General features: G+C 36.3%; 11 protein-coding genes and 1 pseudogene. 8 read left to right on the forward strand and 4 right to left on the reverse strand.

What is annotated here, in order from left to right; translation table 11 throughout:
* The first annotated feature begins 123 nt into the window (after positions 1–123).
* The 7 genes from CEF18_RS00005 (at position 124) to secF (ending at position 5,674) form a co-directional block, all read left to right on the forward strand.
* Positions 124–615, forward strand: coding sequence for an HIT family protein (locus CEF18_RS00005; protein WP_110934568.1), 492 nt, complete (start codon positions 124–126; stop codon positions 613–615).
* A gap of 93 nt (positions 616–708) precedes the next feature.
* Positions 709–1,137 (forward strand): HIT family protein, encoded by a 429-nt coding sequence (locus CEF18_RS00010; protein WP_110934569.1) that lies wholly within the window; start codon positions 709–711, stop codon positions 1,135–1,137.
* 79 nt (positions 1,138–1,216) lie between these two features.
* Positions 1,217–1,735 (forward strand): NUDIX hydrolase, encoded by a 519-nt coding sequence (locus CEF18_RS00015; protein ID WP_110934570.1) that lies wholly within the window; start codon positions 1,217–1,219, stop codon positions 1,733–1,735.
* Between the two features lie 118 nt (positions 1,736–1,853).
* A complete protein-coding gene (locus CEF18_RS00020; RefSeq protein WP_110934571.1) occupies positions 1,854–2,063 on the forward strand; it encodes a hypothetical protein in 210 nt (69 codons plus the stop codon).
* 183 nt (positions 2,064–2,246) lie between these two features.
* Positions 2,247–3,077: a DUF368 domain-containing protein gene (locus CEF18_RS00025; protein WP_110934572.1), complete on the forward strand. Its 831-nt coding sequence runs from the start codon at positions 2,247–2,249 to the stop codon at positions 3,075–3,077.
* 349 nt (positions 3,078–3,426) lie between these two features.
* On the forward strand, positions 3,427–4,743 hold the full coding sequence (gene secD, locus CEF18_RS26250; protein ID WP_110934573.1) for a protein translocase subunit SecD: 1,317 nt from the start codon (positions 3,427–3,429) through the stop codon (positions 4,741–4,743).
* The gene (gene secF, locus CEF18_RS26255; protein ID WP_110934574.1) at positions 4,733–5,674 is read left to right on the forward strand and encodes a protein translocase subunit SecF; all 942 of its coding nucleotides are present in this window, start codon (positions 4,733–4,735) and stop codon (positions 5,672–5,674) included. The genes secD and secF overlap by 11 nt, the downstream gene beginning before the upstream one ends.
* On the opposite strand, the gene CEF18_RS26260 is transcribed toward secF, so the two are convergent.
* From CEF18_RS26260 to CEF18_RS00045, 3 genes and pseudogenes are all read right to left on the reverse strand, one after another.
* Positions 5,659–5,835: a hypothetical protein gene (locus CEF18_RS26260; protein WP_223292190.1), complete on the reverse strand. Its 177-nt coding sequence runs from the start codon at positions 5,833–5,835 to the stop codon at positions 5,659–5,661. The two genes, secF and CEF18_RS26260, sit on opposite strands and share 16 nt — an antisense overlap.
* A 109-nt stretch (positions 5,836–5,944) precedes the next feature.
* Positions 5,945–6,203, reverse strand: a pseudogene (locus CEF18_RS26265) (IS110 family transposase); the annotation flags it as partial.
* A 612-nt stretch (positions 6,204–6,815) separates the two neighbouring features.
* Positions 6,816–7,205, reverse strand: coding sequence for a RidA family protein (locus CEF18_RS00045; protein WP_110934575.1), 390 nt, complete (start codon positions 7,203–7,205; stop codon positions 6,816–6,818).
* 105 nt (positions 7,206–7,310) lie between these two features.
* Between CEF18_RS00045 and CEF18_RS00050 the strand changes: the two genes are divergently transcribed.
* Positions 7,311–7,652 carry a winged helix-turn-helix transcriptional regulator gene (locus CEF18_RS00050; RefSeq protein WP_110934576.1) on the forward strand — a complete coding sequence of 114 codons (342 nt, stop codon included), beginning with the start codon at positions 7,311–7,313 and terminating at the stop codon, positions 7,650–7,652.
* Between the two features lie 185 nt (positions 7,653–7,837).
* Here the strand turns inward: CEF18_RS00050 and CEF18_RS26270 are convergent.
* Positions 7,838–7,916 (reverse strand): CGNR zinc finger domain-containing protein (locus CEF18_RS26270; RefSeq protein WP_223292342.1); only part of this gene is annotated, 79 nt, incomplete at its 5' end.

A 7,916-nucleotide genomic window follows, 5' to 3' on the forward strand; every position in this document is an offset into this window, starting at 1 on the left:
TTCGTGTCTATAATCATTTTACTGAGGAGCTCTTTTTTTATCAAACCTGATAAATAACGATCTACAGGAATGCTAAAGGGGAGGATAGTTGAAGAAGTGTGATTTCTTTAAGAGGGGTGAAATATGAGGAAGATAACATTATCGAATGGAAAAACAGTTGAAGTTGAGTGTTTAAGTTGTGCTTTGACAAGTGGACTTATTGAGCCAGATGGTGGTGTGGTATATGAATCAGAATTTTTCCACGCTCATCAAGATGTTGCATATCCAATAAAGGGACTAATCATATTAGCTTCTAAACGTCACATCAAATGCTTTGATGAATTAACTGAGGTTGAAAAATTAGATTATATAAAGATTTTATCAAGGATAAGACAAGCTCAAAGAGAAGTTTTAGGAATAGAATATGTTTATTATTTTTACAATGAAGATACAACTCACCATTTTCATACTTGGATGGTTCCTCGATACGAATGGATGTATGAATTCGGTCGTTCAGTTGAATCTATTAGACCTGTTTTACTTCACGCCAGAAATGAAATGAACAACAAAGAAAGTATTAAAGAAGTAATGGAAGCAATAAACTCTCTAACTAAAGAATTAAATTCTTGTTATTAAGCTAAAGGGTGGCAATACTTTAAGAAGCTTTTAGTGATGTTGCTGCGCTAAGGGGAAATTTAGGAGAAGGAATGAGTTAAAGAAGGTGGACCTATGATTATAACTCCAGAGTGCTTAGGGTGCAGACTATCTAATCAATTCGAACCTGTAAATGTGGTGTATGAGAATGAATATGTTTGTTGTTTTCTGGACATCGAGCCATTTAATGAAGGACATACATTAATCCTACCGAAACAACATTATTTAGATGTGGAAGAATTAGATTTAGAGACTGCCAATGCCGTTATGAGAGCATCAATGATTATTTCAAAAGCAATAAAAAAACTATATAACCCTGATGGTATTACGATTTGCCAAAACGGTGGTAAATTCAATGATTTGAGCCATTATCATATGCATGTTATTCCGAGATATAAAGGACAATCTTTTTACATTAAAGGGGAAAAAGATATTACCAAAGAGAAAGCTAAGTTCTCTAAAACAAAAGCCGCATTAAAAAATATGATTGAAGAGCTGTCTTGAACCTATGGGAGCGTTAACTGAATAAAGGTTAAGTGGTTTAATCACAAAATAATAACTACTAAAAGTTGGAGGTACGCTGGTGGAATTATGGGATGTATATGATGTAAATCGAAGGAAAACAGATCGCACTTGGATTCGCGGTAAAGAGCTTGAACCTTGGGATTTTCATTTAGTTATTCATGTATGTATTTTTAATTCAAACGGAGAAATGCTCATTCAACAAAGGCAGTCATTCAAAGAGGGGTGGCCTAATTTGTGGGATCTCACCGCAGGAGGAAGTGCCATAGCTGGGGATACAAGTCAAACTGCTGCGAAAAGAGAATTGCATGAAGAGATTGGTTTAAAAGTAGATTTTCAGCATATACGACCTCATTTAACGATTAACTTTGAGAATGGGTTTGATGACATTTATTTAATCCAAGAAGATGTGCAATTACATACGCTCACTTTACAGTATGAAGAGGTTCAAAACGTGAAATGGGCAAGCAAGGAAGAAATTTTGACATTGATTAAAAAAGAAGAATTTCTCCCATATTACGAAAGTCTAATCCATTTATTATTCGATTGCCGAAACAAGCTTGGAACTATTCAAAGGTAAAAATTATTGAAGTAAAGAAGAAGGTTAATGAATGATAAGAACCTTTTTCTTTTTATTTCGTAAATTAAGTGATTGTTCGTAAGATACTCAAATTTGTTGTTAAGGGAAGAATTTCAAAATGCCAGTAATTCTAACAAGTATTTTTTCAGCTATAATAATTTTCATTACTGTTTTTTCTATGATTAAAGTCTTACATATCGCCTATAAAAGAAAAGGAATTTTAATTTTAAAATATAGAGTTTTAGCAACTTCTTTCATTGTCGTAGGTATATCAGTTGCTTCCGTTTTACCCATCGGTTATCAAAGATTATTTGAATTAATTCTCTAAGTTTCTTTGAAGAATGAAGTTTGTGAATAATTACACTTAAACAAACGGAGAGCAATACTTTAAGAAGCTTTTGGTGCTGTTGCGGCGAAAAGGGAGATTAGTTTAGCAGTTATGAACGCTATTTTTATTAAATAAAAGGAAATTTATATTAAATAAATTAAAAACATTAAGGTGTTGAAAAGAATGTTGGGCATTATACTTCGAGGCATGGCGGTTGGAATAACAGAAACCGTTCCTGGTATTAGTGGCAGTACAGTTGCAATGATTTTAGGAATATATGAACGTCTAATATATTCGTTAAGTATTTTGACAACAAAACATAGAAAAGAGGCTTTACCTTTTCTATGTACATTTGGGACAGGTATGGTCATTGGATTTGCTATTTCTATCTTTATTATTGACTATTTATTAAGTAACTATCGTACACCAACGCTTACGTTTTTTATTGGTATTATTGTAGGCTTCTTACCTTACCTTTGGAAAGAAACACTCCATCATTCCAAAAATAAACTTACATTAAAACATTACATAATAATGCTCTTGTTTTTAAGCATTGTAGTATTCGGTCAATTTTTTAGTGGCATGAATCAAATAGATTTAAATAGCTTATCTATTGCCGATTATATCTTCTTTGCCGTTGCAGGATTTATTGCAAGTACAGCTCTTGTTCTCCCTGGATTAAGCGGTGCTCTAATACTGACTATATTAGGTATATATGAAATAGCCACAGCATCTTTAATGTCGTTTGATTTGCCGATAATTTTAGCGATTGGTTTAGGTATAGTGTTAGGAGTTTTACTAACTAGTAAACTTATTCGATACTTATTAGCAAATTACATGGTAGAAACTTATGCAGCAATGATTGGGTTAGTTAGTGGTTCAATCTATGCGATTCAGTACAATTTAGATAGTGTATTTGGCACTTCGACAATCGTAGTGTCATTGATAACATTTTTTGCGGGCATCGCTTTTATAATTACTTTAAAGCAAACCCAGAACAATAAATTTGAGTAGAATTACTAATTTATTTAGCTTATATATTGAGATTGTGAAATCCTACACTTAAACAAACGGGAGCTTTACTTCAATGACGGTCTTAAGCAAACAGGCGCTATTCTGTAATAATAATTGCGCCCTTTTTTGTAATAATGGGCCAGATGATTGAAGAAGTAGGTTCTTTAAAATTTGAAATTAAATTGGTAAATTTATGTTAATATGATGATAGAATACCCAATAGTTTGTATGAAAGTAGTTATATTAGAGTGGCCAGATGGTTTATAGATTGGAACGCGTTACATAGATTTAGCGACACTTTTTCTTTTAAGGGTCATACCGTCATGCGGATTTACGAAGGAGGGTCATCATGAAAAAGAAAAAAGGGGTCAAAAAAAGTCTGATTGTTGCTTTTTTTGCAATTGTTATCTCTTTTGCAACATTGATTGCAACAAACGTCTTGGACCATGCAGAAGATATTAGTTTAGGATTGGATTTACAGGGTGGCTTCGAAGTTTTATACGAAGTGGAACCTGTTGATGGCGAAAGTGAAATTAATCGAGAACTTTTAACCGATACGGTGAGTGCATTGAATGCTCGTATTGATGTTCTTGGAGTGTCAGAACCAAACATTACGATTAAAGGTGATAATCGCATCCGTGTTCAATTGGCGGGTGTAACGGATCAACAATCAGCTCGTAAGCTCTTATCTACGCAAGCAAGACTTTCGTTTCGTGACGTCAACGATATAGTAATGATGGATGGATCTGATCTTGTAGAAGGTGGTGCTAGGCAGAGCTTTCATGAAAAAACAAATGAGCCAATTGTCTCGGTAAGAGTAGATGATGCCACACTCTTTGCAGAAATTACAACAGAGTTAAGTAACCGACCTGAAGGAGAAGATTTATTAGCGATATGGCTTGATTACGAAGAGGGAGACTCTTTTGAAGAAGAGAGGATTAAAGAAGTTTCAAAAATCGTGTCTGCGCCTAGGGTAGAAGAGGTGATTTCAAGTCGTGACGTGATGATCTTAGGTAACTTCACTGTGGAAACAGCTCAGGAGCTAGCGGGAATTTTAAATGCTGGTGCTCTCCCTGTTGATTTAGAAGAAATTTATTCAAACTCAGTTGGTGCGTCTCTTGGTGAACGATCAATAGAATTGGCTATAAATGCTGGAATGGTTAGTGTAGCGTTGATATTTGGCTACATGCTCATATATTATCGTTTCATGGGAATCATCGCTGTGTTAACTCTTTCCGCGTATATTTATTTAGTATTGGTAGTCTTTAATTGGTTAAATGCTGTTTTAACATTACCTGGAATTGCTGCGTTAATTCTTGGTGTCGGTATGGCAGTAGATGCCAACATTATTACATTTGAAAGAATAAAAGAAGAGTTGCGCTCAGGAAAGACTACAATCAGTGCTTTCCGAGCAGGAAGCAAACGTTCCTTATCAACGATTTTAGACGCGAACATTACAACGATCTTGGCGGCAAGTGTACTGTATGTATATGGGACAAGTGCTGTGCAAGGCTTTGCCGTTATGCTCATTGTCAGTATCGTCGTTAGCTTTATTACATCTGTGTTTGGTGCTCGGTTGTTGTTAGGGTTATGGGTGAACAGTCGATCCTTAAACAAAAAGCATCGAATGTTTGGTGTAAAGGAGCGTGAGATTAGTGAACTTTGATCATGGAGAAACAAAAATAGACTTTATCAAACACCGTAAAAAATTCTTTATGTTCTCTGGAATTTTTATTTTCATAGGTGTGATCTTATTATCTACATTGGGGTTGAATTTAGGTATTGATTTTGAAAGTGGAACAACCATAGACGTCCTATCAGATGATCCTGTGACAGCAAATGAAGTCATTGAGGAATTTGAAAATATTGGGTACAGTCCAGATAACGTTGTGTTAGTTGGTGACAACAACGAAATTGGACGGGCATCATTTATCGGGGGATTAGCTCAAGAACAAACGTTGGAAGTTCAGAGTCACTTTGATGAAGTGTATGGTCATACGCCAGGAGTAAGCACGGTTACGCCGATTGTCGGTGAAGAATTAGCCAAAAATGCAGTTATTTCCGTTTTAATCGCAGCTGCTGGAATCATTTTATATGTAACGATTCGATTTGAATTCTTATATGGCATTTCAGCGATTGTTGCGCTATGTCATGATGCGTTATTTATCTTGGTTGTGTTTAGCGTTGGGCAAATGGAAGTTAACATTCCATTCATTGCTGCTGTTCTGACGATTGTAGGTTATTCGATAAACGATACGGTTGTGACATTTGATCGAATTCGTGAAAATATGAGCTACGAAAAGAAAGTCAAGGACTTTGATGATCTTGCACGTGTGGTTAATAAAAGTTTAGTGCAAACATTAGCGAGATCGATTAACACAGTCTTAACGGTTGTTTTTGCTGCGGGGGCACTGTTTATTCTCGGTGGAGAAGGATTAAGGACATTCTCTTTTGCTCTTGTTATAGGACTCGTGGCAGGGACGTATTCTTCCCTGTTTATCGCAGCACAAATGTGGCTTGTTCTTAAAACTCGTCATCTAAAGAAACTTCGAAATCGAAAAGTGGAAACAGAGCAACCAGATCAACCAGAAGCATAGAGATGAAAGTGGCGCAAATAGCGCCATTTTTTTGTTCTATCCGTACCTAGCTCTGCTAGCATTTGTTGTGCCATTTTTTGCGCTATACCAAGAATGGAATCACGTATATCGATATCTTCTTGATAATCCTTGACTCTTTCAGCTACTTCTTGGTCTAACATTTCAATTTGTCCTGTTAGAAAATCAATGTGAGATAGAATCGTTTTTATCATGATTCAGCGAAGTTTGCTAGTTTTTCTGTATCTTCTTCTCCTTGGGCAATGGCATCCAGCATTTCTCGTGCTGATACACCCATAATATCCGATACAACAGAGCCTAGTTTGATATTCGCTCCTTCAAGTACCTTTGGAATGAGGTTGTGTTGACGTGTTCGTTCTTCGATGATACTTCGTCGGTAGTGGACTAACTCTCGAAGCTTACGTTGATTTCGGTCTGGAATATAGCTAGCTTTTAATAGACCATGCCGAAGAAGTTTGGCTATCCATTCTGCATCTTTCACGTCCGTTTTTCGTCCAGGAACTGATTTCATATAGGGGTACAGCCAACATTTTGACGTAAAACTCACGCTAATACATAATCTTCCATCAAAACGTTGCTTTTCAAACGCTAAGGAGTCATTTTGATAATTCTACGCAAAATTTTACTGGACTAACACCATCTAAAAAGTATAAAAGTATGTATTTATGAAGCATGTTATGTTGAGTTTTTAGCGTGGAATTCAACATCTACGCTATTTTACAACTTATTTTGCAAATAAATGTCTTAACGTGAGTAATGTGGTAAAAAGTTGGTGGTACCCCATAAAGAGGATTTTAATAGAAAGGAGGCCGTTCATGTATGACGGTCTCCTTTGGTTTTCTTAGAATGAACTTAGATGGGTTGTATCATAAGTAACCTTATGAACAGGATATCAACCTTATTGCTAGCGTGAAAAATCTGAAGGGATTCTCCGATGCCATCCAGAAGCTTTCCCAAAACTGAAAATCAGAAGTATTTATAGGTAGGGGATCTCCTTTCAGTTGATTTCGTAGTTAACAATGAGGATACCCTACCTCTTTTTTGTCTTAAACTTTTTCTTACACAAACTATCGTACGCCATCTAGTAACTCAGACTTTTAGTCCTATTGGTGGTGCGCTGTTACTACTTATGGGCAACAGCACTAATTTCGACCAATTGTTCAGGAAACGCTAGATAAGTGACGCCGAGAAGACTGCCAGCAGGTCGATGTTGATCCAGATATTCCTTAAAAAGCCGGATACAAGGCTCAGAATGTTTTTGTGCGTCAGTCAAGTAGATCTCCACGTAAGCGAGGTTCGACCTCGTAACACCGAATCCGGCAAGCACACGATCGAGATTCTCCAGCGTTTGACGCGTTTGGGCCTCAATGTCTCCCTCCCCAATAAACGCGCCATGTTCATCATGTGAAAATTGTCCTGAAATGTAGATCTTACCGTTTACAGCGTACCCTTGAGTGATACCGCTTCCTTCTTCCCATGCAACTCCATGATCGTACGTATTTTTCTCAGTCATATTATTCTCTCCTTTATTTCAGCATTGATGTTAGTATAAAATGAATACAAACTAAAAAATAGTACGCACTTTACCGATAGTGCTATCAGAAAGGAAAGTGACCACATGAGTATGGCTGACTACAAAGGAAAAGGAATTCATGTTCAAGATACCCCCTTTGGTTATACCTTATCGTTAATTGGGGGTAAATGGAAATTGATTATTCTTTATGTCTTGGCAGAAAATCCATCGATTCGTTTTAATAATATAAAAAGGCAGATAGGGGATATTACGTATAAAATATTGAGTGCTCAACTTAAAGAATTGGAAGCAGATGGAATAGTACATCGTAAAGAATACTCTCAGGTGACTCCTAAAGTTGAATACCGTCTCACGGAAAAAGGCGAGACATTATTACCTATTATGGAATCAATGTGTGAATGGGGAACCAACAATCAACATAATTAACCTTTATATTTTTATTTGTCTCCGGTCTTGAATAGAAGGCGGCCCTGCGGGAAAAGCAATAGCCAGTTTTCACCTAACAATTCTCGCTGTTAAAGCGCCAATTTTTTAAAGATCACTTTTGATATTCTGCACTTCTGACTTAATTCAGAAAATGCATTATGAAATTGACTAAATTACATGATAATTTAGTTCTCTTCACGGCGAATTTGGTGGCGAGCTACTTTTGTACGATTCCCACATATTTTCATTGAACACCATTTACGA

Origin of the sequence: Salipaludibacillus neizhouensis, assembly GCF_002886185.1 — a bacterium.
GTDB classification, from domain to species: domain Bacteria; phylum Bacillota; class Bacilli; order Bacillales; family Salisediminibacteriaceae; genus Salipaludibacillus; species Salipaludibacillus neizhouensis.